Origin of the sequence: Methylobacterium indicum, assembly GCF_017347565.1 — a bacterium.
In the GTDB taxonomy this organism is placed as follows: Bacteria; Pseudomonadota; Alphaproteobacteria; order Rhizobiales; family Beijerinckiaceae; genus Methylobacterium; species Methylobacterium indicum.
This window is the reverse complement of sequence record NZ_AP024145.1, coordinates 2,269,113-2,294,808: the sequence shown is the minus strand read 5'-3', so window position 1 is coordinate 2,294,808 and position 25,696 is coordinate 2,269,113. Positions and strand designations below refer to the sequence as shown.

Annotated in this window: 19 protein-coding genes; 11 read left to right on the top strand and 8 right to left on the bottom strand. The window is 68.9% G+C overall.

The genetic code is table 11. The annotated features are described in order from the left end of the window. Window positions 1–8 precede the first annotated feature (8 nt). From miv_RS10705 to miv_RS10695, 3 genes are all read right to left on the bottom strand, one after another. Window positions 9–1,571: a formate dehydrogenase beta subunit gene (locus tag miv_RS10705; protein WP_207182683.1), complete on the bottom strand. Its 1,563-nt coding sequence runs from the start codon at window positions 1,569–1,571 to the stop codon at window positions 9–11. After that, entirely contained in the window at window positions 1,568–2,041 is a 474-nt protein-coding gene (locus miv_RS10700; protein ID WP_207182682.1) for a formate dehydrogenase subunit gamma, read from the bottom strand. Before miv_RS10700 ends, miv_RS10705 begins: the two co-directional genes overlap by 4 nt. Window positions 2,042–2,286: 245 nt before the next feature. Then, window positions 2,287–3,195: a LysR family transcriptional regulator gene (locus tag miv_RS10695; protein ID WP_048428085.1), complete on the bottom strand. Its 909-nt coding sequence runs from the start codon at window positions 3,193–3,195 to the stop codon at window positions 2,287–2,289. Between the two features lie 321 nt (window positions 3,196–3,516). Between miv_RS10695 and coxB the strand changes: the two genes are divergently transcribed. The 11 genes from coxB (at window position 3,517) to miv_RS10640 (ending at window position 15,296) form a co-directional block, all read left to right on the top strand. Continuing rightward, window positions 3,517–4,404, top strand: a complete 888-nt coding sequence (gene coxB, locus miv_RS10690) for a cytochrome c oxidase subunit II (protein WP_425312980.1) — start codon at window positions 3,517–3,519, stop codon at window positions 4,402–4,404. A 111-nt stretch (window positions 4,405–4,515) separates the two neighbouring features. Further along, window positions 4,516–6,144, top strand: coding sequence for a cytochrome c oxidase subunit I (ctaD, locus tag miv_RS10685; protein WP_048428086.1), 1,629 nt, complete (start codon window positions 4,516–4,518; stop codon window positions 6,142–6,144). Window positions 6,145–6,267: 123 nt separating this feature from the next. Next, window positions 6,268–7,218: a heme o synthase gene (locus tag miv_RS10680; protein WP_048428087.1), complete on the top strand. Its 951-nt coding sequence runs from the start codon at window positions 6,268–6,270 to the stop codon at window positions 7,216–7,218. A 29-nt stretch (window positions 7,219–7,247) separates the two neighbouring features. Continuing rightward, window positions 7,248–7,403, top strand: a complete 156-nt coding sequence (locus miv_RS10675; RefSeq protein ID WP_048428088.1) for a hypothetical protein — start codon at window positions 7,248–7,250, stop codon at window positions 7,401–7,403. A 19-nt stretch (window positions 7,404–7,422) separates the two neighbouring features. Beyond that, complete coding sequence (locus miv_RS10670; protein ID WP_058618656.1) at window positions 7,423–8,028, top strand: cytochrome c oxidase assembly protein; 606 nt, start codon at window positions 7,423–7,425, stop codon at window positions 8,026–8,028. 171 nt (window positions 8,029–8,199) lie between these two features. Then, window positions 8,200–9,060, top strand: a complete 861-nt coding sequence (locus miv_RS10665; RefSeq protein ID WP_048428090.1) for a cytochrome c oxidase subunit 3 — start codon at window positions 8,200–8,202, stop codon at window positions 9,058–9,060. A gap of 114 nt (window positions 9,061–9,174) precedes the next feature. Then, a complete protein-coding gene (locus tag miv_RS10660; RefSeq protein ID WP_207182680.1) occupies window positions 9,175–9,543 on the top strand; it encodes a DUF983 domain-containing protein in 369 nt (122 codons plus the stop codon). Further along, complete coding sequence (locus miv_RS10655; protein ID WP_048428092.1) at window positions 9,540–10,382, top strand: SURF1 family protein; 843 nt, start codon at window positions 9,540–9,542, stop codon at window positions 10,380–10,382. Before miv_RS10660 ends, miv_RS10655 begins: the two co-directional genes overlap by 4 nt. Before the next feature lie 93 nt (window positions 10,383–10,475). Beyond that, on the top strand, window positions 10,476–13,469 hold the full coding sequence (locus miv_RS10650) for a penicillin-binding protein 1A (protein ID WP_207182679.1): 2,994 nt from the start codon (window positions 10,476–10,478) through the stop codon (window positions 13,467–13,469). A gap of 22 nt (window positions 13,470–13,491) precedes the next feature. Next, window positions 13,492–14,526 carry a hypothetical protein gene (locus miv_RS10645; RefSeq protein WP_082171666.1) on the top strand — a complete coding sequence of 345 codons (1,035 nt, stop codon included), beginning with the start codon at window positions 13,492–13,494 and terminating at the stop codon, window positions 14,524–14,526. A gap of 488 nt (window positions 14,527–15,014) precedes the next feature. After that, on the top strand, window positions 15,015–15,296 hold the full coding sequence (locus miv_RS10640) for a DUF6894 family protein (protein ID WP_425312979.1): 282 nt from the start codon (window positions 15,015–15,017) through the stop codon (window positions 15,294–15,296). A gap of 548 nt (window positions 15,297–15,844) precedes the next feature. Here the strand turns inward: miv_RS10640 and miv_RS10635 are convergent. The 5 genes from miv_RS10635 to miv_RS10615 form a co-directional block, all read right to left on the bottom strand. Next, on the bottom strand, window positions 15,845–16,546 hold the full coding sequence (locus miv_RS10635; RefSeq protein ID WP_082171665.1) for a response regulator transcription factor: 702 nt from the start codon (window positions 16,544–16,546) through the stop codon (window positions 15,845–15,847). Between the two features lie 1,408 nt (window positions 16,547–17,954). After that, window positions 17,955–22,628, bottom strand: coding sequence for a beta strand repeat-containing protein (locus miv_RS33715; RefSeq protein WP_207182670.1), 4,674 nt, complete (start codon window positions 22,626–22,628; stop codon window positions 17,955–17,957). 121 nt (window positions 22,629–22,749) lie between these two features. Then, entirely contained in the window at window positions 22,750–24,156 is a 1,407-nt protein-coding gene (locus miv_RS10625; protein WP_207182668.1) for a KpsE/RkpR family capsule polysaccharide export protein, read from the bottom strand. Beyond that, a complete protein-coding gene (locus miv_RS10620; protein WP_058620316.1) occupies window positions 24,153–24,851 on the bottom strand; it encodes an ABC transporter ATP-binding protein in 699 nt (232 codons plus the stop codon). Before miv_RS10620 ends, miv_RS10625 begins: the two co-directional genes overlap by 4 nt. Next, on the bottom strand, window positions 24,848–25,675 hold the full coding sequence (locus miv_RS10615; RefSeq protein WP_207182666.1) for an ABC transporter permease: 828 nt from the start codon (window positions 25,673–25,675) through the stop codon (window positions 24,848–24,850). The genes miv_RS10620 and miv_RS10615 overlap by 4 nt, the downstream gene beginning before the upstream one ends. Between the last annotated feature and the right edge of the window lie 21 nt (window positions 25,676–25,696).

Below are 25,696 nucleotides of genomic sequence, written 5' to 3'. Positions count from 1 at the left end.
ACGCGTCCTCACTCGGCAGCCAGCGGCAGCTTGGCGCCGCGGCCGGAAAAATCTTCCGGGAAATGGGTGAGCGCGCTCATCACCGGGACGGGCGTGAGCCCGCCCATGGCGCAGAGCGAACCGTCGGTCATGACCTCGCAGAGGTCGGTGACGAGGGCGAGGTTTTCGCGCGGCGACTCGCCGGCGAGCACCTTGTCGATCGTCTCCATGCCGCGCACCGCGCCGATGCGGCAGGGGGTGCACTTGCCGCAGGACTCGGCGGCGCAGAACTCGAAGGCGAAGCGGGCCTGGCGGGCGAGGTCGACGGTGTCGTCGAACACCACGATGCCGCCGTGGCCGAGCAGGCCCTTCTTGGCCGCGAAGGCCTCGTAGTCGAGGGGCGTGTCGAGGAGCGATTCGGGGAAGTAGGCCCCGAGCGGCCCGCCGACCTGCACGGCGCGGAGCGGCCGGCCCGAGGCGGTGCCGCCGCCAAACTCCTCGATCACCTCGCGGAGCGTGAGGCCGAAGGCGGTCTCGATCAGGCCGCCGCGCTTCACGTTGCCGGCGAGCTGAATCGGCAGGGTGCCGAGCGAACGGCCCATGCCGTAGGCGGCGTAGGCCGGGCCGCCATGCTCCAGGATCCACGGCACGGCGGCGAAGGACAGCACGTTGTTGACCAGCGTCGGCTGGCCGAACAGGCCCTTGAGCGCCGGGATCGGGGGCTTGGCCCGCACGAGGCCGCGCTTGCCCTCCAGGCTCTCCAGCAGCGAGGTCTCCTCGCCGCAGATATAGGCGCCGGCCCCGAGCCGTGCTTCGAGGTGGAAGGCGTGGCCGGAGCCCATCACGTCCGCGCCGAGATACCCGGCACGCTCGGCCGCCGCGATGGCGGTTTCCAGCGCCGCGAAGGCGTGCGGGTACTCGGACCGGCAATAGATGTAGCCGCGGGTGGCACCCACCGCGACCGCCGCGATCGTCATGCCCTCGATGAGGGTGAGCGGATCGCCCTCCATCAGCATCCGGTCGGCGAAGGTGCCGGAATCGCCCTCGTCGGCGTTGCAGACCACGTATTTCTGCGGCGCTTGCGCCAGCATCACCGTGTTCCACTTGATGCCGGTCGGGAAGCCGGCGCCCCCGCGACCGCGCAAGCCCGAGGCCTTCACCGCCTCGACGGTGCCGGCCGGACCGGCCGCGAGCGCCGCCTCGAGGCCGCGATAGCCGCCATGCGCCCGATAGGACTCGACCGAGGCCGGATCGATCACGCCGCAGCGGCCGAAGGTCAGGCGCTGCTGGCGGGCGAAATACGGCTGGTCCTCCGGCCGGCCGATGCGCAGGCGATGCGCCCCGCCCTCCGGCAATCCGGCATCGAGCAGGGATTCGACGTCGCCGGGCCGTACCGGGCCGTAGGCGATGCGCCCCTCCGGCGTCTCGACCTCGAGCATCGGCTCGAGCCACAGCATGCCGCGCGAGCCGGTCCGGACCAGGGTGACGTCGAGGCCGCGAGCCTGGGCCGAGCGCTGGAGCGCCCTGGCGACGCGATCCGCACCGAGCGCGAGGCTGGCGGCGTCCTTGGGGAGATAGAGGGTGATGCTCACGCGGCCCGCTCCGTCAGCGCATCCGCCAGGGTGTCGAGATCGAGGCGGCCGACGGGCTCGCCATCGACGAGGGCGGCGGGGCCGCAGGCGCAGAGCCCGAGGCAGAAGACCGGCTCGACCGTCACTTGCCCGTCCCGGGTCGTGCCGTGCCAGGCGACGTCGTAGCGGCGCAGCACGTCCTCGTGGAGCGCATCGGCGCCGACCGCCTGGCAGGCCTCGGCCCGGCACAGCTTCACGGTGTGGCGGCCCGCCGGCTCCTTGCGGAAGTCGTGGTAGAAGGTGAGGCAGCCATGCACCTCGGCCCGCGACAGGTTCAGCGCCTCGGCGATCAGCGGCACCGCGGCGCCGTCGACGTAGCCGAACGTCTCCTGGAGCGCGTGCAGGATCGGCAGGGTCGCGCCTTCGCGGTGGGCGTGTTCGGCGATGATCCCGGTCGCCCGGTCGGCGTCCCAGGGTTCGTATCCCGGCATGGTTTCCAGCCCAGATCGTTGTCGTTCTAATCTCCAACCTGATCCCCGCCCGACGGAGAATCAATCGTGCGGTTCGGTGGTCCGACAAGGAATTTTTGTTGAACGCGGCCGCAGCGACATCGTTTCGCCGAATGACGACAGACGCGGACGTTGCGCCGGACTGCGCGGGTACAACTTTCAAGACATTGGGACAGCGTCGGTTTTCGGCCGTTCACGGCCTGCCGGCGGTATGGGTCGAGAGGATCTCACAACGCCGCCACTTCGGCGGCCAGGTCCGGGGCGATCGTCCGCGCCTCGGCCAGGAAGGCGGCGACGAGGGGGGTCATCGGATCGCGCTCGGGCACCACGAGGCCGATCGTGTGGCTGACGTCGGGGTCGGTGATCGGCACCGCCCGGACCCGCTCGGTCAGCCGGAAGGTCTCGGCGAGGGCCGCCGGCATGATGCTCGCCCATTTGGCGGTGCGCACATGGGTGACGAGCACGATCATCGAGTTCGATTCGAGCAGCGGTGCCGGCTCGGCCCCGGCGGCGCGCAGGTGGCGGTCGATGATGCGGCGGTTCTGCATCGCCGGGGTGAGCAGGCAGAGCGGGATGCGCCCGACCTCAGCCCAGGTCACGCTCGCCCGCCCGCCATAGATCCCGTCCGCCGCGGTGAGCAGCCGGTAATGCTCGCGGTAGAGCGGCAGCGCGGTGACGCGTCCCAGCGGCTCGTCCTCGATGTAGGTGAGGCCGGCATCGAGCTCGAGATTGGCGATCTGCCGGACGATCTCGTGGGAGGTCGAGGATTGCACCGAGAACCGGACCGCCGGGTGGCGGGCGCGGAACGGCGTGGTCAGCGCCGCGACCATCGGGGTCGCGGTCGGCACCGCCGCCATCCGGAGCGTGCCCGAGAGGCCGCGCCGCAAGGCCGCCACCTCCTGGCGCATGGCGCGGGCGTCGCCGACGATGCGCCGCGCCCAGTCGAGCACCCGCTCGCCCTCCGGCGTGAAGCCCTGGAAGCGCGAGCCGCGTTGCACCAGAAGCACACCGAGGCGTTCCTCGAGTTGCTTGACCCCCGCCGAGAGGGTCTGCTGCGACACCCCGCAGGCCTGGGCGGCCCGGCCGAAATGCTGCTCCCGGGCCAGTGCCAGGATGAATTCGAGACGGTCGATCATCGGAAAATCGCGGTTCTGCCGGCCGATGCGGCTGGGCGCCGGAGGTCATCCAGACGGGCACGGCGGGATCGCGCACGTTTCGCGGAATCATTCGAGCATCACGACGAATGTCCAGTGCCTACAGGCGAATTCCCGGCGTCGATGCGACGCCAACGCCGTTGCGCTTGCGGCGGCATTGTGGTGAGAGACGGCATCCGGGTCTCGGCCGGTTTCCGGCCGCAGGGCAGCGGGCCGGCATCGCGCGGCCGAAACGAGGACGGCGCTCCGCCCCGCGGGCAGCCGTTGCCGGCAGACAGCCTGTTGGGGAGCATCGAGGGCACCATGGGGATGGCGAGGGCGCAGATACGGCCGACTTCGGGCCGGGGCATCGGGGGACGCGCCGCGGCGCTGGCGACGACCGGGCTCCTCGGGCTCGCGGCGACGGCCACGGCCGCCAGCGCGGCCGGCATAGGCCAGCCGGTGCCGTGGCAGATGGACCTGCAGCGGCCGGTGACCGAGGTGGCGACGGAAATCTACAATTTCCACCACCTCCTGAACTGGATCATGCTCGGCGTCGTCCTGTTCGTGCTCGCCCTGCTGATCGCGGTGGTGGTCAAGTTCAACGAGAAGAAGAACCCGACCCCGTCGCGCACCACCCACAACACGATGCTGGAGGTCGCCTGGACGATCGTCCCGGTGCTGATCCTGGTGGCGATCGCGATCCCGTCCTTCCGGGTGCTGCGCACCCAGCTCTCCGACCCGAAGGCCGACCTGATGGTCAAGGTCATCGGGCATGCCTGGTACTGGTCCTACGAGTACCCGGAGGCCGTCGGCGGCTTCAAGTTCGACGCCAACCTGCTCGAGGGCGAGGACCAGGAGAAGTCCGGCCAGCCCAAGCTCCTCGCCACCGACAACGAGATGGTGGTGCCGGTGAACAAGATCGTGAAGATCCAGGTCACCGCGGCCGACGTGATGCATTCCTGGGCGATGCCGTCCTTCGGCTTCAAGATCGACGCGATCCCCGGGCGCCTCAACCAGTTCTGGTTCAAGGCGGACCGCGAAGGCACCTATCACGGCCAGTGCTCCGAGCTGTGCGGCCAGCGCCACGCCTACATGCCGATCACCGTGAAGGTGGTGAGCGACCAGGCCTTCCAGGCCTGGACCGCCGAGGCCAAGACCAAGTTCGCCCGCACCGACGGCGGCGCCAAGTTCGCCGAGGCCAACCGGTAAGCTTCGCGGGCGCGCGGTCACGCGCGCCGACCTCATGACGCGGGACGCCGCCGGCGGCGCGCCCCGCACCTCCCGACAGACCGACCGAGACATACCTCGAAGAGGCTGACCATGGCTCAAGCCGTCACGGCAGGGCACGACCACGCCCACGACCATACCCCACCGTTCTTCCAGCGCTGGTTCAACTCGACCAACCACAAGGACATCGGCACGCTCTACCTGCTGTTCGCCTTCTCGGCGGGCATCGTCGGCGCGTTCCTGTCCTTCGGCATCCGGATGGAGATGGAGGCCCCCGGGCTCCAGTACTTCTCCAACCCGCAGACCTACAACGTGTTCGTGACCGGACACGGCCTCATCATGGTGTTCTTCATGGTGATGCCGGCGCTGATCGGCGGCTTCGGCAACTGGTTCGTGCCGCTGATGATCGGGGCGCCCGACATGGCGTTCCCGCGCATGAACAACATCTCGTTCTGGCTGACGGTCGCGGGCTTCATGAGCCTCGTCTGCTCGCTGTTCGTCGAGGGCGCCCCGGGCGCCACCGGCGCCGGCACCGGCTGGACCGTCTACCCGCCGCTCTCCACCGCCGGCCATCCCGGCCCGGCCGTCGACTTCGCGATCTTCGCCCTGCACCTGTCGGGCGCCGGCTCGATCCTCGGCGCGATCAACTTCATCACCACCATCCTGAACATGCGCGCGCCGGGCATGACCCTGCACAAGATGCCGCTGTTCGCCTGGTCGATGCTGGTGACCGCGTTCCTGCTGCTCCTGTCGCTTCCGGTGCTCGCCGGCGCGATCACGATGCTGCTGACCGACCGCAACTTCGGCACGACCTTCTTCGATCCGGCCGGCGGCGGCGACCCGATCCTGTACCAGCACCTGTTCTGGTTCTTCGGCCACCCCGAAGTCTACATCATGATCCTGCCGGCCTTCGGCATCGTCTCCCACATCATCTCGACCTTCTCGCGCAAGCCGGTCTTCGGCTACCTCGCGATGGCCTACGCGATGGTGGCGATCGGCGTCGTCGGCTTCGTGGTGTGGGCGCACCACATGTACACCGTGGGCCTGACGCTCCAGACCCAGTCCTACTTCGTGTTCGCCACCATGGTGATCGCGGTTCCCACCGGCGTGAAGATCTTCTCCTGGATCGCCACGATGTGGGGCGGCTCGATCCGCTTCACCGCCGCCATGCACTGGGCCGTCGGCTTCGTGTTCCTGTTCACCGTCGGCGGCGTCACCGGCGTGATCCTGGCCAACGCCGCCGTCGACCGCTACCTGCACGACACCTACTACGTCGTCGCGCACTTCCACTACGTGCTGTCGCTCGGCGCGGTGTTCATCATCTTCGCCGGTGTCTACTACTGGTTCCCGAAGATGACCGGCCGCATCATCCCCGAATGGGCCGGCAAGCTGCACTTCTGGCTCGCCTTCATCGGCGCCAACGTGCTGTTCTTCCCGATGCACTTCCTCGGTCTGGCCGGCATGCCGCGTCGCTATGCCGACTACCCGGAGGCCTTCGCGGGCTGGCATTGGGTGGCGACCATGGGCGGCCACATCTTCGCGCTCGGCATGGTCGTGTTCGTGATCGGCGTGGTGCTCGCCTTCCGCTCCAAGGAGCGGGCCGCGGACAACCCGTGGGGCGAGGGTGCCACCACCCTCGAGTGGACCCTGTCCTCGCCCCCGCCCTTCCACCAGTACGAGACCCTGCCGGTGATCGTGGACGAGCCGTCCCACGCCCACTGACCGAGACGAGAGGGGGCCGCCCGTAGGCGGCCCCCGCTCTTCCCCCGAGCGCCCGCGAGCGGGCGTTCCGGCGAGGAGCGCGACACCTCAGAACCCCTTCAGACGATGGCCGCGACACCCAGCATGACCACCCTGTCGAACACCGCGATTCCCGACCGTCCCTTCGTCGAGGCCAGCACCTCCGGCGGCGAGGTCGCGGATTACTTCGCGCTCCTGAAGCCGCGGGTGATGGCGCTGGTGATCTTCACCGCCCTCGTCGGCATGACGGTGTCGCCCTCGCACGTGAACCCGGTGATCGGGGCGATCTCGCTGCTGATGATCGCCGTCGGGGCCGGCGCCTCGGGCTGCCTCAACATGTGGTGGGACGCCGACGTCGACGCGGTGATGACCCGCACCCGCACCCGGCCGATCCCGGCCGGGCGGATCCAGCCGGGCGAGGCCCTGTCCTTCGGGCTCACCCTCTCGGTCGGCTCGGTGCTGGTGCTCGGGCTCGCGGCGAACTGGCTGTCGGCCGGGCTTCTCGCCTTCACCATCGTGTTCTACGCCGTCATCTACTCGATGTGGCTGAAGCGCTCGACGGCGCAGAACATCGTGATCGGCGGCGCCGCCGGCGCCCTGCCGCCGATGATCGGCCAGGCCGTCGTCACCGGCTCGATCGGGATCGAGGGCACGGTCCTGTTCCTGATCATCTTCATCTGGACCCCACCGCATTTCTGGGCGCTGGCGCTGGTCAAGGCCGGCGAGTATGCCCGCGCCGGCATCCCGATGATGCCGAACACGGCGGGCCCCGATTCGACCCGCCGCCAGATCCTCGCCTATTCGGTGCTGCTCGCGCCGCTCGGCCTCGCCCCGGTCTTCCTCGGCTTCGGCGGCCTGATCTACGGTCTCGTCGGCCTCGTCGGCGGCCTGGCGATGGTGGGGCTGAGCGTCCAGGTGCTGCGCCGGCGCGAGGGCGAGGCGGCCAACAAGGCGGCCATGAGCCTGTTCGGCTTCTCGATCCTCTACCTGTTCCTGCTCTTCTCCGCCCTGCTGGCGGAGCAGGGCCTCGGGCTGTTCCGGCCGGTCCTCGGCTGAAAGCGCCCTCCCCTCAGGTCGACCCGGTGATGAGTACGGTGCCCCAGCAACTGACCCCCGAAGAGATCCAGCGCCGACGCAAGCGCTCCGTCGCCATCGCGATGGTGCTCGCCGCCCTGGTGCTGATCTTCTACGTGCTGACGATCGCCAAGCTCGGCCCCCAGGTCCTCAACCGGCCGCTGTGACGCGAGGAGGCGACCCGCCATGACCGACCCCCGCATCGCCGATCCGCGCTCGCGCCAGCGGCAGGCCCGCAATACGGCGCTCGCCTGCCTCGGCATCGTGGTCGGCATGACGGCGCTCGCCTTCGCGTTCGTGCCGCTCTACGACCTCTTCTGCAAGGCGACCGGCTTCGACGGCACGCCGCTGCGGGGTGCGGCCGCCTCCGGCCCGGTGAGCCAGGACAAGATGGTGGTGCATTTCGACACCAACGTCGCGCCCGGCCTCCCCTGGCGCTTCGTGGCGGAGAGCCCCCAGGTGGAGGCGCAGCTCGGCGCCACCCAGACGGTGTTCTTCCGGGTCACCAATACCGGCACCACGCCGAGCACCGGCATCGCCACCTTCAACCTGCAGCCGGCGCTGACCGGCAGCTACTTCGTCAAGGTGCAGTGCTTCTGCTTCAACGAGCAGACGCTGAAGCCCGGCGAGACCATGGACTTCCCGGTGGTGTTCTACGTCGAGCCCGGCATCAAGGCCGATTCGAACACGCGCGACCTCACCGAGATGACGTTGTCCTACACCTACTTCGCGTCGAAGAACGGCCAGCCGCAGGCCGCGCTTGCGACGCCGACGGGGACCCGCGCCAATTGATGGGGCTGGGCCAATTGACGAGGTGACAATCGCGGCGGGGCGGCTTTAAAGCGTGACCGTACGAGGCCGGCGTCGAATCCGCCGGCAGCGGGCCCGCCCCGCGCGAGAACGAGATCCACGGCCGGCGCGGGGCGCGACCGGTCCGAGACGATAGGCAGGAGACCCGACACGATGGCCGAGGCGCACGGGAAGCACCACGACTACCACCTCGTCAATCCGAGCCCGTGGCCGCTCGTCGGCTCGATGAGCGGCTTCGTGATGACGTCGGGCGCCGTTCTGTGGATGAAGAGCCTGACGATCGCGAACCTCGCGCTCGGGCCCTACATCTTCTTCGCCGGCCTGATCGGCATCCTCTACACCATGCTCAGCTGGTGGCGGGACGTCGCGCACGAGGCCAATACCGGCGACCATACCCGCGTGGTGCAGCTCTCGCACCGCTACGGCATGATCATGTTCATCGCCTCCGAGGTGATGTTCTTCGTCGCCTGGTTCTGGGCCTATTTCGAGGCGGCGCTCTACACCTCCGACCCGATCCAGGCCTCGCGCGTCGAGTTCACCGGGGGCCTGTGGCCGCCGAAGGGCGTCGAGGCGTTCGATCCCTGGCACCTGCCGCTGCTCAACACCCTGATCCTGCTCACCTCGGGCACCACGATCACCTGGGCGCACCACGCGCTGCTGAACAACGACCGCAAGGGGATGAAGTACGGCCTCTGGCTGACCATCGCCCTCGGCGTCCTGTTCTCCTTCGTCCAGGCCTACGAGTACGGCCACGCCCATTTCGGATTCTCGGGCAGCATCTACTCGGCCACCTTCTTCATGGCGACCGGGTTCCACGGCGCCCACGTCATCATCGGCACGATCTTCCTCGCGGTCTGCCTCTACCGTCTCTATCTCGGCCAGTTCACCGCCAAGCAGCACCTCGGCTTCGAGTTCGCCGCCTGGTACTGGCACTTCGTCGACGTGGTGTGGCTGTTCCTGTTCGCCGCCATCTACGTCTGGGGTTCGGGCGTCGGGCACGCCGCCGCGCATTGATCCGTGACGCATCCGCGTCGGGAACATGAGAGGGCGGCGCAAGCCGCCCTTTTTCTTATGGCGCGCAGGGTCCAGATCGGGTCCATCGCGCGGACCATCTCGAGGAGCAGGGCCATGGAATCCAACCGCACCGTCGATTCACCGGCGACCGTGGGTCTCCGCGGCCGCTGCCCGCGCTGCGGCGAGGGGCACCTGTTCAAGGGCTTCCTCAGCTTCCGTCCCTCCTGCGAGATCTGCGGCCTCGATTACCGCTTCATCGATTCTGCCGACGGGCCGGCCTTCTTCGTGATGTCGATCGTCGGCATCGTCGTGGTGGCGCTGGCGATGTGGGTCGAGTTCGCCTACGAGCCGCCGATGTGGGTCCATGCCGCGCTCTGGGTCCCGCTCTCGATCGGCCTGAGCCTGATCCTGGTCCGCCCGCTCAAGGGCATGATGGCGGCGCTGCAATATTCCAACAAGGCCGCGGAGGGACGCTTCCGGTGACGGCGCCCGCCCCTGGGGCCGGCGCGGCGGAGCGGCGCGCGGCCCTGCGCGACCTCGTGGCGCCGGCCCTCGCCAGCCTCGTCTGCTTGGCCATCCTGATCGGTCTCGGGGTCTGGCAGCTCGAGCGCAAGGCCTGGAAGGAAGCCTTGATCGACCGGATCGTCGCCCGCTCGCGGATCGATCCGCCCGCCCCCCTTCCGGCCTTCGACGCCTTCGATCCGGCGCGGGACGAGTTCGAGCGGGTGCGGGTCCACGGCCGGTTCCTGAACGACAAGGAGACGCTGGTCCACGGCCTCGCGCCCGGCGACACGCCGGGTCGGGCGCTCCAGGGCTATTACGTGATCACGCCGCTGCGCCTCGACGACGGTCGCATCGTGCTCGTCAATCGCGGCTTCGTGCCGACCGAGCTCAAGGAGGTCGCCCGCCGGGCCGCCGGTCAGGTCGAGGGCGAGGCCACCGTCACCGGCATGCTGCGCCAGAGCGAGGTGCGGGCGATGTTCGTGCCCGCGCCGAACCCGCAGACCGGCGAGTGGTTCAACCGCGACGTGCCGGGCATCGCCGCCGCCAAGGGGCTCGCCACGGCCGGGCCGTCGGGTGTCGCCCCCTACCTGATCGAGGCCGACCAGACGCCCAATCCCGGCGGCTGGCCGAAGGGCGGGCAGCTCCGGGTCGACCTGCCGAACAACCACCTGCAATACGCCTTCACCTGGTTCGGCCTCGCGCTCTGCCTCGTCGGCGTCTTCACCGCCTTCGCCCTGCGGCGGCTGCGCGGTGAAACCGGCAACGGGGAGACCGGGGAGAACCCCGCTTCCGCCACCGCGACCCCGCCCCGTCCTTAAAACAGCCGCGTTGTCGATGTCCGGCTGGGTCAAGTCCGGTTCAGGCCGCCGGGCGCGTCCTGCCCCCGGCCCTCCCCGGCTCTCTGGTCATCGATGAACGCGATCCTCATCAAGCTGTTCGCCACGGCCCTGACGCTGAGCCAGGTCACCACCCGGCCGGACGCGATCCGCACGCAGTTCGATCCGGCCAAGGACGGGCCGGAGGTGGTGCAGCTCCTGCGCGACGGCTGCGCCCACATGCGCAAGGCCTTCGACATCGAGGACATCAACCTCGACGACCTGATCTCGACCGCGATGGAGGACCCCAAGGCGGTCGCCGGCGAGTCGAAGCTCCTGCACGGCCTCGACATCGGCGAGCTCAACACGAGCTACAAGCAGTTCTGCAAGGGCGAGAACCCGGCGAACTCGCCCTTCGTGGCGCGGGACGTGATCGAGTTCTACAACAAGGCGGTCACCGACCTGCCGGACGCCAACGCCCTCAAGACCCTGCGGCTGCCCGGCGCCACCACGATCCTCGACGAGCGCGGCAAGCGCTTCTCCGAGACCTTCGAGCCGAACGGCCGGCGCATCGCGGTGCCGATCGGCGAGGTCCCGGCGCTGGTCCAGAAGGCGTTCATCGCGGCCGAGGACAAGCGCTTCCTCACCCATCACGGCATCGACGAGCGCGGGGTGATCCGCGCGTTCATCGGCAATCTCGCCTCGCCGGGCCGGCCCCAGGGCGGCTCGACGATCACCCAGCAGGTGGTCAAGAATCTCTCGGTCGGCGACGACGTCACCTACGAGCGCAAGATCCGCGAGATGATCGTCGCGGCCCGCGCCGAGCGGGTGATGACGAAACCCGAGATCCTCGGCCTCTACCTCAACGGGATCTATCTCGGCCGCGGCGCCTACGGCGTCGAGATGGCGGCGCGCAGCTATTTCGGCAAATCCGTGCGCGACCTGAGCGTCGCCGAGGCGGCTCTGCTCGGCGGCATGCCGAAGGGCCCGAACTTCTACAATCCCGACCGCTATCCCGAGCGGGCGCGGGAGCGCCGCGCCTACGTGCTCACCCGCATGAAGGAAGAGGGCGCGATCACCGAGGCCGAGATGAATACGGCGCTCGCCGCGCCCCTCGGCCTCGCCCCCCTGGAGCGCCTGCGCCAGGATGCCGGTTTCCACTTCGTCGATCACCTGACCCGCGAGGCGCGCACGCTCGCCGGCCTCGATTCGCTGACCGCCGGTGCCTACACGGTACGCTCGACCCTCAATGCCGGCCTCCAGGAGGCCACCGAGGGCATCCTGCAGGAGAGCCTGTCGCGCTACGAGGCCTCCACGGGCCGCGCCCGCTACGAGGGACCGGAGGCGAATCTCGCCGACGCGGTGCGCCGCATCGAGGCCGCGGCGCCCGCCCCCGAGCCGGCGCCCGCTCCTGCTCCGGAGCCCGCGCCGAAGGGCAGGAAGGGGTCGAGGCAGGCGAAGGCGGTCAAGCCCCCCGGCCCGAAGCCCGCCTGGCAGCGGGCCCTCGAGACCGCGCGCCTGTCGCTCTACGACGTGCACTGGCCGGCGGCCGTGGTGCTCTCCACCGGCGGCCAGGCCGGCATGCGCGTCGGCCTCGCCGACGGGCGGGTCGCGAGCCTGAACCCGGGCGCCGCCCGCGGCCGGCTCAGCCCCTACGACGTGGTGCGGGTCAAGCTCTCGGAGGGCAAGGGCGCTCCCCGCGCCGACCTGCGCATCCGCCCGCAGGTCCAGGGCGCGGTGCTGGTCATGGAGAACCGTACCGGGCGCATCCTCGCCATGGCGGGCGGCTTCTCCTATCCGCTGAGCCAGCTCAACCGGGTGACCCAGAGCGTGCGCCAGCCCGGCTCGACGCTCAAGCCCGTCACCTACCTCGCCGCGCTCAATGCCGGCCTCCAGCCCAACACCCTGGTGATGGATGCCCGCGTGACCCTGCCGCCGATCGGCGGAGTGGGCGATTCGTGGTCGCCGAAGAACTACGAGGGCGGTGGCTCCGGCCCCACCACCCTGCGGCGCGGCCTCGAACACTCGAAGAACCTCGTCACCGCCCAGCTCCTCAAGGGCGGCATCGCCGAGAAGGCCCCGGCGAGCCTCCAGAAGGTCTGCGACATCGCGCTGGAGGCCCAGCTCTACGCCGAGTGCGAGCGCTACTATCCCTTCGTGCTCGGGGCCCAGCCGGTGCGGATGATCGACCTCGCGGCCTTCTACGCGGCGATCGCCAACGAGGGCCAGCGCCCCTCGCCCTACGGGCTCGAGAGCGTGACCCAGGGCGAGAAGGTGCTCTACCAGCATGCCGACCGGCCGCCGGCGCGCATCGGCTCGGCCGACCGGGTGGCGTTCTACCAGCTGAAGAGCCTGCTCCAGGGCGTGACCCAGCGCGGCACCGCGGCGGCGCTCGCCCGGTTCTCGCCCTTCGTCGCCGGCAAGACCGGTACCTCGGAGGACGAGAACGACGCCTGGTTCTCCGGCTTCACCAACGAAATCACCATCGTGGCCTGGGTCGGCTACGACAATGCCGACGGAAAGCGCCGGACGCTCGGCCGCGGTCAGACCGGCGGCCATCTCGGGGTGCCCATCTTCGCCCAGGTGCTCCAGGCCGCCTGGGCCAACGGGGTGGCCAAGACGCCGCTCTCGGGCCCGAGCCCGGAGGCCAAGCCCCTGATCGCCGATGCGGCGATCGACCTGCGCTCGGGCAACCGGGTGTCCGGCGGCGGCTTCATCGAGCATTTCCGCCTCTCGGTCGACGGGCGCCTCGCCGATACCCGCTTCCGCCTCGTGCCGCAGGAGCAGATCTACGCGATGCGGCCCGACGGCGACCAGGACGGCGACGCGATGGAGGGGGGGCTCCCTGGCGAGAATCCGGGCCGCGCCCCCGACGAGGCGCCGGATTCCGACCGCTTCGACCCGTTCGGCAACCTGTTCGGCCAGCCCGAGCCGCGTCCCTATATCCGGCGCGCCCAGCCGATCCAGCCGCCCGATCCGGTCTGGCCCGGCGCCCGCAGCCGCTCGCCCTTCGGCGACGACGACGAGTATGTCCGCCGGCCGCGCCGGCGCGATCCCGACTACCCGTTCGGCGACGACCCGACCTACTGACCCTCAGACAGGACCTACCCCCGTGCGTGACAGCCTCACGGCGCGCCTGCGCCCCGTTCCGCTCGTGCTCGCCGCGGCGCTCGCGGCCTCCCCCGCCCTCGCCGAGTACCGCACCAAGGACGTGCCGGCGGTGACCGGGCTCGACCCGGGGACGATCGCCCCGAACACGATCGCCTTCACCGATCACCGCGACAATCCGGCGAGCCCGGAGAGCGGCCTCGTGCCGTTCACCGAATGGGGCAAGCGCAGCCCGGCCCAGAAGGCCCTGCTCTCCCCTCACCCGGCCTATGTCGAGCCGGATTACGTGCAGACCGTGAACGGGGTGGCCAAGCCCCGGCACGAGGCCTTGAAGGTCTACGTCGCCGAGGCGCGGTTCATCGTGCCGCGCCCGGCCGACCGGATCGACCTCAAGCGCTTCGCCACGATCCCGTTCGTGTCGCGGATGGACCCGGCGATCAAGCACAAGCCCCTGAGCCCCGCGGACGCCACCCCGACCAAGGACCCGGCCGCCGCCTTCGCCCGCCGGCCCGACCGGCCGTGGTGCGAGGCGCCCGACACGACCTGCATCGAGTCGCGCTACGATCTCGAGGGCAAGCTGCCGCTCGGCGTGAAGCTCGCCAACAAGCTCGAGGACGGCGCCAAGAAGATCGCGGAGTTCGTCTCGTTCCAGAGCGAGCTGCGGGTCCTCCCGCCCGACGAGGCCGCCAAGCTCGTCCAGCTCACCAAGATCGAGGCGCCGGTGGCCGGCGCGATGGAGCAGAACATCTTTTGGGTCAACCAGATCCTGCGGTTCGGCAAGTTCCTGGCGGTACTCCAGCCGGTGGCGAACGACCCGAACAGGACGGTGGTCACCGCCTACATGACGCTCGGCATCAAGGCGGACGTGCTCGACCGCAAGAAGGAGTACGAACGGGTCCCTGTGCTGCGCAACCTGCTGCCGGCCCAGGTGCTGATGGGCAATTCCTCGTTCAACACCGGCACTTCGATCAGCGCCGGCCTGCCGACCTACGCCCGCAACCGCATCGCCGCCTTCGCGGACGCGCTGGCGAAGGAGTGAGGCGGGGGGCGCCGGTAGGGTGGCCGGTCCGGTGACGGCCGCGACCTCGGGCTGAATTCTCCCAGCCTCCGACGGATCGGGCGCCTCCGGGGCGGTCCCGGCATCGCCGGGCCGCCGCATCCGACGGCGAACGCGCATCACTGTCGCGTTCGCCGGACCCGGTGATGCCCGAATCGTCGGACGGCGGTCCGCGAGCGGCTCCTCCGACGGGATCGCGCGGGAACGCAGCTTTCCCGTCCCGCCGGGTGCGATGCGTCGACGGGCCAATGGGCGACGCCCCGACGGGCAACAGCGCCAATCGGCCATCGGCCTACCACTTACGGCTTGTCTGCGTTGGCGACGGGCCAAATCGTACGTCTTTTGATATTACTTGACTGTTAAATCCTGATATTTCGCCCGCTATTCACCGTCTTTGCAAGACTTTAACCAAAAATTAACTAATTTGGGCAATAGATCGAGTCGGGTAGGAGACTAATATCGTGACGAACATGCTTGCCGTTCATGCGTGCGCTACGAGGGATCAGGCTTTCATGAGCCCGATGGACCACTGCACCGTTTCCCGCTTTTTCCTCGATCTCGAAGGAAAGGATACGACCATCTCCGACGAGGATGGTGTCGAAGCGCAAGATGTCGATTATGTCGTCGCGGAAATCCAGGCAGTGATTGGCGAGAAGGATAGCGTATCCTTTATCGATCCCCAAGAGTGCTGGAATATTGCGATCCGTAACGAGAGTGGGATGATCGTCAAACGTATTCCGATCATAAAATAGTTCAATATAACATACATATGAAAGATTTTATTAAACAATACAATAATCACCATGATCTTCCATCGACATAGCTCGTCGTTGCGTCGCGCCAGTGCCGTATCCGCGGTGCGATACGGGCAACGATCGTCGCGATGACATGGCGATCCACGGACGGACACGGCGGCGGCCTGCCGACGAAGATCTGGTCTGTCCACCGGCTTGCAGCATCAACCTCAGGCAGGCCGGCTCGTGCGGGCGGAGGGATGCGGTGCCGCGAGGGGAGCGGGCTCCGATTTGAAGAGACCGGCAGGCCGGATCGATCATGCCGGATCGATCTCCCTGGCGCCGCGGCCACCGACGAGGTGTCGCCCGACGCAGGAATCGGACGTATCCGCAGCTGGGCCCGGCCCTTTCAGCCTGCCTGGGCGGAGCCGGACGATCGTAAGGGGCGGCTGGACGGTTCGTTGGATCGGTGCCCCGGTGACGGGCCGGGCGGATATCCTCGACGCGCGCTGTCGCGCGATACCCCGTCGGGTGATCGTGAGGAAGCGGGCTGTGCGCGTTCCGCTTCAGCCCGTCGCCGCCATCTCGGTCGCCTTGAAGGCGAGCTCGGTGCGATTGCGGGCATTGAGCTTCTTCATGACGTTGCGGATGTGCACCTTCACGGTGCTTTCGCACATGTTGAGTTCATAGGCGATGATCTTGTTGGGCTTGCCCATTCGGATCCCCTCGATGACGGCGACCTGCTTGGCCGTGAAGTTGTCCTGCCAGCAGGCATCCGGGGGGCGCGCGATCTCGGGATCCTTGGCGCCGAACAGGCAGTTGGGCGGAATGTAGACTTCTCCCGACAGGACCAGCCGCATCGCCGCGACGACCTGGCTCACGGTCGAGGCGGTCGGGACGTAGCCGCGGGCGCCGTGCTCGATCGTCGCCATCATCGACTTCAGGCTGCCGACCGGCGAGATCACGATGACCTGCGTCGCCCCGACTTGGTGGAGGCCGTCGAGCATGCGGCGCCGTTCCTCGATCGTCCGGTCGCAGTACAGCAGGACCAGGGCCACGGCCGGCCGATCCTCGGTCTGGCGCCAGGCTTCGACACTGGAGAGACAGATCACGCGAAATCCCGCCATCGCCAGACGAAGTGCAAGGCATTCCCGCTCGAGTGCCCGTCCGTCGATCAGCAGGATTGGCGTCCCGGCGCCCGGGTCGCCGGCGCTGAAAGTGCCCTCGGGGGAGTTCCAGGCAACTCCGTGGGCGGCTCCATCAGCCATTTCCGCTCTCCATGCGACTAGACTGTTCGGATTATGCGGTACGATCCTGCTGCCGTGAAGTGGTAATTTTCCGACATAGACTGCTGAGGCAGCTTGATCTGGATTTATCCAGGACCGAGTGAGAGCGGTGATTAAGTCAAATTAACTCATGATCAGCAATTCCTAGATACGATACTTGTCAGAATTGATGCGAATCGGCACGCTGACGTCACGTATCGCGCCAGCATGTATGTAACGATCCAGAAACATTGGGAAAAAAGACTGCATTTATTAGTTCGAAATTTACATTCTGGTCCGGACGCCTCGGTCGAGCATCCCTATCTACACTCAAGAAGATCTACGGGGAAAATAAAAGGCACCTCCATATTTGGTAAAATTGTATCATGGATAGGAAATACTGACCCTATTCATGTAAATATGGCATCAATTATTTTGATAATCAGATGTCGAAGCGGCATAAGGCCATCCTGAAAAGACAGGAAAATCTTCTTCATAAGTCAATCGAAGAATACATAGATGCAAGTTTATCCCGGCACCGTCCGGTCTATCGCCCGTCGTCGCATCAGTCGCGAGTGCATGCGACCATGCGACGCAAGTCGTGGAAGCGCAGTCCCGTACCAGCATGACGTGCCGAAGTGGTCGAAAGTTCCCGCTCCACTCCGTCCACGGGGGCATCGGCGGACGGTTTTCACAACCAGTGTTTTTATATGTTTCGCATAATGGTTGCATGATTGCTCGGGGTGGGCGTGCTGGTCCGTCCCGCGCGATCCTTCACTGGGACGTTCGGCCGGGGATCGTGGCGGTCTCCCCGTTCACCTGGGGCAAATCCCGCGATCGTTCGGGCCGTCGTCTCTACGACCGCTGTGTCGGTGCTGCGCGCATCTGCGGGTTACCCTCGAGCCGCGCGGTCTCAAGCCACGCGGTCTCTCGGGGCCGCAGTGCGCTGGTCGCCGATGCGCGGGTCGGGTTGCATCGATCGCGGATGGCGCTGGCGCCGATCGCACCGGCGGCGCTCCTGATGTCCGGCCAGGGAGGCGCGCCGGCTCGACGGACATGGCGCCTCGCGGCAAGGCTTCGTCGCAGCGCCGCTCCTCGGGGACCGGCAAAGCCGAGCCGAGTTCGGGTTTCGCAGCCGTCGCCAACTCGCCGGAGACGCCGAGGGGCGCGGGCGGCCCGAGAGTCTCGGGCCGCCCGGACGATCGCTCCTGGACCCGTGCCCGATCGCGTTGCAACGGGCGCTGAGGTCTAGAGCGCTTCACGATCGCGTTGCCATCGCGAAGCTCTCTAAGTCTTTGTTTTGCCGCATTTTCCGACGAACTGGCGTCCACTTCGTCGGAAAATGCTCTAGATCTCCAAATCAGACGGAAATTTCCCCGACGAAGCGGTCCCCGCTCGGTCGGACAAGGCTCTAGACGACGAGGATGTCGGACGCCGCGAGGGTCGTCGCCTTGGCGAAGGCGGTGATCTCGACCGCCCCCGTGCTTCCGGTGCCGTCCGCGTCCCAGGACAGGATCCGGGTCGTCGCGTCGTAGAGGAACTGCCCGTGATCTCCGGTGGTCGCCACTTTGCCGGAGACCAGCCAGTCCGCCGCCAGGGCGCCGGGAGCCACGCCGCCGAATCCGGAGCCCGTGATCCCGATCTTGTCGCCCTGGCTGCGGGCGAAGTCGGTGATCAGGTCGGCGCCCTCGCCGGGGGCGGAGAACAGAAAAAGGTCGGCCCCCTGCCCGCCCGTGAGCGTGTCGCGGCCGAGTCCGCCCGACAGGGTGTCGTTGCCGGCGCCGGTGACCAGGACGTTGTCGAGCCCGTTGCCCGTCGCCCGGAACGCCGCCGTGCCCGAATAGGTGAGCTTCTCGACGAACGGGGCCGCGGCGAGGTCGTAGGCGGTCAGGCCCGTCTTGATCTGGATCGTGTCGATGCCGCCGGCATCGCCGCTCGTCGGATCGCCCGGGATGCGGAATTCCGAGACGGTGTCGCCGGACGCGTCGAGGATGTAGGTGTCGTTGCCGGCCCCGCCCACCAAGAGGTCGTTGCCGGTGCCGCCGTCGAGAGTGTCGTCGCCGGTGCCGCCGACGATCAGGTTGTTCGAGGCGTTGCCCGTCCCCTTGAAGGCGCCGGTCCCGGTGAAGATCAGGTCCTCGACCTCCGTCGCGAGCTTGTAGGTCGCGAGCGCCGTCTGCACCGTGTCGTGGCCACCCCCCGCGGCCTCCGTCACGGTGTCGCCGATCCGCACCACGTAGACGTCGTCGCCCGCCCCGCCGCGCAGGGAATCCTTCACGAGGTCGTCGCCCCCGTCGAGCCGGTCGGCCCCGGCGCCCCCCGTGATGGTGTTGGCCAGCTCGTTGCCGGTGCCGGTGAACGCGCCGGTGCCGGTATAGGTCAGGTTCTCGACGTTGCTGCCGGTCAACAGGACGTAGCTCGCCAGGGCGGTCTTGATCGTGTCGGTGCCCGCATCGGCCTCCTCGATCACGACGTCGCCCGCATCGTCGACGAGATAGGTGTCGTTGCCGAGGCCCCCCCGCATCGTGTCGTGGCCGAGGCCGCCGTCGAGGATGTTGTTGCGGGCGTTGCCGACCAGCAGGTTGTCGACGGCGTTGCCGGTGGCGTTGGAGGCGGTACCGACCAAAATCAAGGCTTCGAGATGGGCGCCGAGGGTGAAACTGACGCTGCTCTCGACGGTGTCGAAGCCGCCGTTCGGCCCCTCCACCGGCAGGTCGCGGGCGTTGTCGACGATGTAGCGGTCGTCGCCGAGCCCCCCGGTCATCGTGTCGGCCCCGGCGAGCCCGTCGAGGACGTCGTTCTCGGTCGTGCCCGTCAGCGCGTCGGCCGACGGCGTGCCGGTGACGGTGAGGCCGCCGACGTCCTCGATCGCGATGGTGAGCGCCTTGGCGAAGACGTGCCCGGCGGCGTCGGTGACCCGCACGGTGACGGTCCGGGTCGGGGTCGCCTCGTAGTCGAGGGCGGCGCCGGGGGCCACCACGAGGTCGGCGCCGCGCAGCGCGAAGGCGCCGCCGGAATCGTCGTCGAGGGCGAAGGTGAAGAGGTCGCCGGCATCCGGGTCCACGGCCGACAGGGTGCCGACCGGGGTCTCGCCGGGGCTGTTCTCGGCCACCGCCGCGTGGCTGAGGGCGAGGTCGGTCGGGGCGCTGCCGAGCGGGACCAGGATGCTGCCGTCGGCGAATTTCAGGACCTCGACGCCGACGAGGGTGTCGGTGCCCTCGTCGCCGTCCGAGGCGTCGATGTCGGTGATCGAGGCGCGCCCCGCGCTCAAGGTGAGCCGGTAGCCGGATTTCAGCCCGGCGAAGACCGCCGTGTCGGTGCCGAGGCCGCCGTCGATCAGGTCGTTGCCGAGGCCGCCGGTCAGGCTGTCGTTGCCGAGCCCGCCGAGGAGGGTGTCGTTGCCCGCGTCCCCCTTCAGGGAGTTGTTGCCGTCGTTGCCGGTGATCGCGTTCGCCAGCTCGTTGCCGAAGCCGGCGATATCCGCGGAGCCGGTGAGGATCAGGTTCTCGACGTTGCTCTTGAGGGTGAAGGTCACCGGGCTGACGACGGTGTCGATGCCCTCGTTCGCCTTCTCGATCACGAGGTCGCCGGTGAGGCCGACCGCCGTGGTGTCGACGTAGTAGGTATCGTTGCCCGCGCCTCCTTCCAGCCGGTCGGAGCCCGCACCGCCGTCGAGGACGTCGTCGCCCGCGCCGCCCTTGATCCAGTCGTCGAGGGCACCGCCGTAGACCGTGTCGTTGCCCGCCCCGGCATCGAAGGCGCGGGCCGGGTCGAATCCGGCGGCGGCCGCCGCCGCCGTGGTCCCGGCGAGCCGGACGACGTCGTCGCCGAGCTGGCCGTCGTACTGCGTGCCGTCGAGGTAGTCGCCCGCCCGCACGGTCGAGAAGTCGATGGTGTCGGCGCTGTTGATGAACAGGCCGTTGGGAATGTTGACGATGTAGGTCCCGTCGAGGAACTTCAGCACCTCGACGTTGTGGAGGAGGTCGGTGCCCTCGTCGGTGCCGTCGGCGACGTTGAGATCCGTGATGGTGACGGTGCCGCCGACATCGCTGATCCGGTAATCCGCCATCCGCCCGGCATAGAGCGCGGTGTCGCGCCCGAGCCCGCCGTCGAGGGTGTCGTTGCCGAGCCCGCCCCGCATCTGGTCGTCGCCCCCCATGCCGATGAGGACGTCGTCCCCCGCATTGGCGTTGAGGATGTTGGCGGCGTCGTTGCCGGTCAGGACGTTGGCGAGCTCGTTGCCGGTCCCGTTGATCGCGTCGGGGCCGACGAGCGTCAGGTTCTCCACGTTGCTCTTGAGGGTGAAGGTCACCGTGCTGATCACGGTGTCGATGCCCTCGTTCGGCTTCTCGACCACGAGGTCGCCGGTGGTGCCGACCGCCGTGGTGTCGACGTAGTAGGTGTCGTTGCCCAGCCCCCCTTCCATCCGGTCGGAGCCGCCGCCGCCGTTGATGATGTCGTTGCCGGCCCCGCCCCGGATCGTGTCGTTCAGGCTGCCGCCGATGACGACGTCGTCGCCCGCCCCGGCATCGAAGATCGCCGTGACGTCGTAGCCGGCGGCCTGGGCGGCCGCGGCGTCCTTGGGCAGGTAGACCTCGTCGTTGCCGGCAAGCGCGGCGTAGAGCGAGGTCGGGGCGTAGGTGCCGGCCGTGATGGTGGCGAAGTCGGCGAAGTCGTCGCTGCCGGAGAAGAGCGGCGGCAGGCCGGTGCCCTTGGTGTCGTAGATCCGGTCGGAGAAGCTCAGGAACTCGAAGCCGTCGAGGAAATCCGTCCCGTCGTCGCCGTTGGCCGGGTTGAGGTCGCGCACCGTGGCGGTGGTGCCCGAGATGACGATGCTGTAGTCCGAGAAGGCCCCGGCGAAGACCGCGGTGTCGATGCCGCCCCCGCCATACAGCACGTCGTTGCCCGCGCCGCCGATGACGAGGTCGTCGCCGGCATCGGCCCAGATCTCGTCGTTGCCGGCCCCGCCGGCGATCGTGTCCTCGCCGTCGCCGCCCGAGATGACGTCGTCGTCCTCGCCGCCGTCGATGCTGTCGTTGCCGGCGTCGCCCCGGATGAGGTCGATCCCCGCCCCGCCCACGATCGTGTCGGCGCCCCCGCCCCCGAGGAGCACGTCACTGCCGGCCCCGCCCACCAGGCTGTCGGCCCCGTCCTGGCCGCGCAGCTCGTCGCGGCCCGAGCCGCCGGTGAGCGTGCCGCTGCCGGTCTTCACCGTGCGGGAGACGTCGATGCCCTGCAGGGCCAGGGCGGCCTCGAGCAGGCGGTCGGCCGCCATCACCCGCGAGGCGCCCGAGAGGTGGATGCCATCCTCGATGGTGTTGAGGTCGGTGGTGATCGCCCCGATCTCGACGCCCGCCATGGCGTCGGCGACCTGATGCTGGGCGAGGCGGACCGCGTCGTACTTGCCGTCGTTGCTGCCGCGGGGGCCGAGCTCCTGGATCAGCACCCGGTCGACGCCGAAATCGCCCAGCACCCGGGTCATGAAGGTCGTCAGCGCCTGGGCGTAGGCGGCGGTGCCGATGCCCCCCGAGGCGTCGGTCTCGCCCTGCGCCCACAGGACGACCTCCGCCGACCCGCCGACGGCCGACAGCAGCGACAGCGCCTTGCTGTAGAGCGAGCCCGCCGAGGTATCGAGCCAGTAGCCGTTGCCCTTGTCGGCCTCCCGGGTCAGCGCGGTGCCGCCCTTGGCGGCGGCGACGATCAGCACCGGCACGCCGGTCGCGGCGGCGTAGGAATTGGCGAAATAGGTCGAGGCGCCGCCGTCGATCTGCGGGCTGATCGAGCCGTCCGCCTCCATCATGTAGGTGCTGGCATTGCCGTCCGGCACCGCGGTCGGGGTGTTGAACCAGCGCTCGATGTTCGACTGGCCGATGGTGAACACCACGGCGCCGACCGCCAGCCGGTCCGACCTCACCGTCGATCCGGTCTGGATCTGGACGGTGTAGCCGTCGCCCTGCGGGATGTCCCGCAGGGTGCCGCCGGCGGTCCAGTCGATGACGACGTTGCCGTTCGCGTCGAGGATGCGGGCGCGGTCGCCCGTGAAGGCCAGGTTGCCCGTGGTGCCGTCGCGCTGAACGAAGATCATGATCCGAGCCTTCCTGACGACGGCTGTCGGTTCGCGCCGTCTGGTTCCATCCCGTCCGGCCCGCTCCCCGCGGGCCGGGTCGTTCGCCGGATCCGGCCCGCCGGGGCGGGCCGGGGCCCCGTCACCGCAGGTGGTCGCGGATGCCGAGGACGATGAGCAGGGCGGTGAGCCAGGCCAGCAGGGCGAAGCCGGCGACCAGCGCGATGGCGGCCGGGCGGCTCGGATACTGCGCGCTCTCGGCCAGGGCCGGGCGGGCGAAGGTGGCGAGGTAGACCTGCTGCCGGTCGGCGAGGCTGCGGGCGCTGCGCAGGGCCTCGACCGCGACGCCGTAGCTCTTCTCGGCGAAGCCCTGCTCGGCCTCGAGCGCGGCGTAGCGGGAGACGAGGCTGCCCATGTCGGTGCCCTCGCCGCCGCCCTCGCGCCGGCCCTCGGCCTCGACCAGGCGCAGCTGCCGCTCGGTCGCCTTGATGCGGCTCGTGAGGGCCTGGAGCACCGGGGCGTTCGGCTGCAGGGCGCTCGCGAGCGCGGTCGCCTCGGCCTGCATCGAGGATAGGTCGGAGCGCAGCTTCGCCAGGAGGTCGGCGTTGCTGGTGGCGAGCCTGACCGGGTCGAAGGTCCCCTCCTGCCGGCGGAAGTCGCCCAGCGCCTTCCGGGCATTCCCGAGCCGGGCTTCGGCCCGGACGAGCTCCGCCTCGGCAAAGCGCACGAAGTCGCGCCGGCCGCGCTCGGTCATCTCGTTGGCGAGGCGTTCCGAGCCTTCGAGCACCGCCTCGGCGAGGCGGACGCTGTCCTGCGCGGTGTAGGCCCGCACCTTGACGGTCAGGATGCCGGTCGAGAGGTCGTAGCGCGACACCACCACCGAGCGCCAATGGTTGACCAGCGCCTCGACCGGGGCCTTCGGGTCGAACCGGGACCAGAAGTCGGCGGCGGGATCCGAGAAGATCCGGCGCAGGTCGAGCTGGCGGTCGATCTCGTCGACGAACTGCCGGGTGGTCACGTAGTCGGCGAGGATGAACGAGTCGGTGTTGCCCGCCACCGCGTTCGGCGGGCCGTTGACCACGTTGATGGCGTCGTGGCCGGTGTTGCGCTCGACGGCGCGCACCGCGAACTTGACCTCGGAGACGTACTGGTCGCTCGCGAGGAACAGGTAGTAGATCGCCGCGGCCAGTACCGGCAGGGCCACCATCACCAGGAACGAGGCGACCACGCCGCGCCGTCCCCGCCGCCGCGCCCGCCGCCGCTCCTCGAGCCGGGCGGCGGCCTCGCCCGACAGGGGCGGGATCGGGGCCGGCATCGGCAGGACGGCCGGCGCCTCGGCGACCCGCAGCAGGCCCGGTGCCTCGGCGCCGGACTCGCCCCCCCTCGCCTCGCCGCCCTTGACCTCGCGGAGCCGCGGCCGGCGCTCGGCCGGCTCCTCCTCGTCCTCGGGATCGAGGGGCGCGATCCCGGCCGGGACCGGCCGGCGCTGCTTGAGGACGCTGAGCAGCGGCGAGATCCGCGGGCCAGCCTGTCGTGACGGGTCGCTCATGACACCTCCGCCATCCGCAGCCCGGATCCCTCGATCTCGGTGCGGTAGATCTGATTCTGGTAGACGGCGATCGCGTCCTCGATCCGGTCGAACATCAGGATCCGGCCGCCGTCGAGGATCGCCCCCCGGTCGCAATACTGGCGGATCATCTTGACGTTGTTCGAGGTCATGATGATCCGCGCCGCGCGCCGGCGCTCGGCGAAGAGCTGGTTGCACTTGCGCTTGAACTCGACGTCCCCGGCCGCCGTGACCTCGTCCACCAGGTAGACGTCGAAATCGATCGCCATGCAGAGGCTGAAGTACAGCCGCGCCCGCATCCCGTTGGAATAGTTGCGCATCGGCTCGTCGAGGTAGACGCCGAGCTCGGCGAAGTCGTCGACGAAATCGACCACCCGGCCGACCTCCTCGCCGTAGGCCCGGGCGATGAAGGCGACGTTCTCGCGCCCGGTCATCATGGTGCTGACGCCGATGGAATGGCCGACCGGGAACGACACCCGGGCGTCGCGGTAGATCCGCCCGCGATCGGGCAGCTCCGAGCCCGCCAGCATCCGCATCAGGGCGGTCTTGCCCGAACCGTTCCGGCCGAGGATGCCGAGGTTCATGTCGGTGGGCAGGCCCCCGTCGAACCCGTGCAGGATGCGCTTGAGGCCGAGCGCCGTGCGGTAGCTCTTCGAGACGTCGTCGAACAGGATCATATCGCCTCCGCCTTCCTGCGGCCCAGCCGCTCCAGGGCGAGGCCGAGCACGAACGCGACGACGGCGCACTGGACGAGGTAGGCCTTGTCCAGGGTGACGGCGCCGTAGGACGGGTAGAAGGACATCCGCACCCACTCGATGCCGTGGACCAGCGGATTCCAGACCAGGAAGCGCTGCGCCGTCGCCGGCACCTGGTCGACGAGGTAGAAGATGCCGGAGGACAGGTAGAGCGGCCGGGTGACGATGCCGAAGACGTTGTGCCAGGATTGCAGCAGCGCACTCATCGTCGCGTTGATCATCCCGACCCCGACGGCGAGCAGGAACAGCGCGCCGATGGCGCCGCAGAGCGAGCCGAGGTCGTCCGGCCAGGGGCCGAAGCCGATGGCGACGAGCAGCGCGATCAGGATGCTCGAGACCACGAGCCAGGTCGCGCCTTCGAGGAGCGCGCGGGCGATCAGGATGTCGAGATGCGTCACCACCGGCACGTTGAGGAGCGGCCGGTCGGAGGTGAAGGCCGAGACGAGGCGGGAGGAGACCTTGCTCCAGAGGAAGAACGGCAGCAGCCCGGTCATGAAGAACAGGGCCATGCTGCCGCCCAGGGGCGAGCGCCGGCCCAGGGCGTAGTGCACGAGCGAGAGGCCGACCGCGTGGGCGATGGGCTCGATCAGGACCCACAGGTAGCCGAGCCGCGTGCGTCCGAAGCGGATATGGGTGTCGCGCAGGATCAGGGCGCCGACGACTTCGGCCTGGAGCCTCAGGGCGTCGCGCATGCCGGAGGCGGGCGGGGTGGGCCGGGAATCGGCAGGCAGGGAACGGGCGGGCATGGTGGGGGTCGTCGCTCCTCG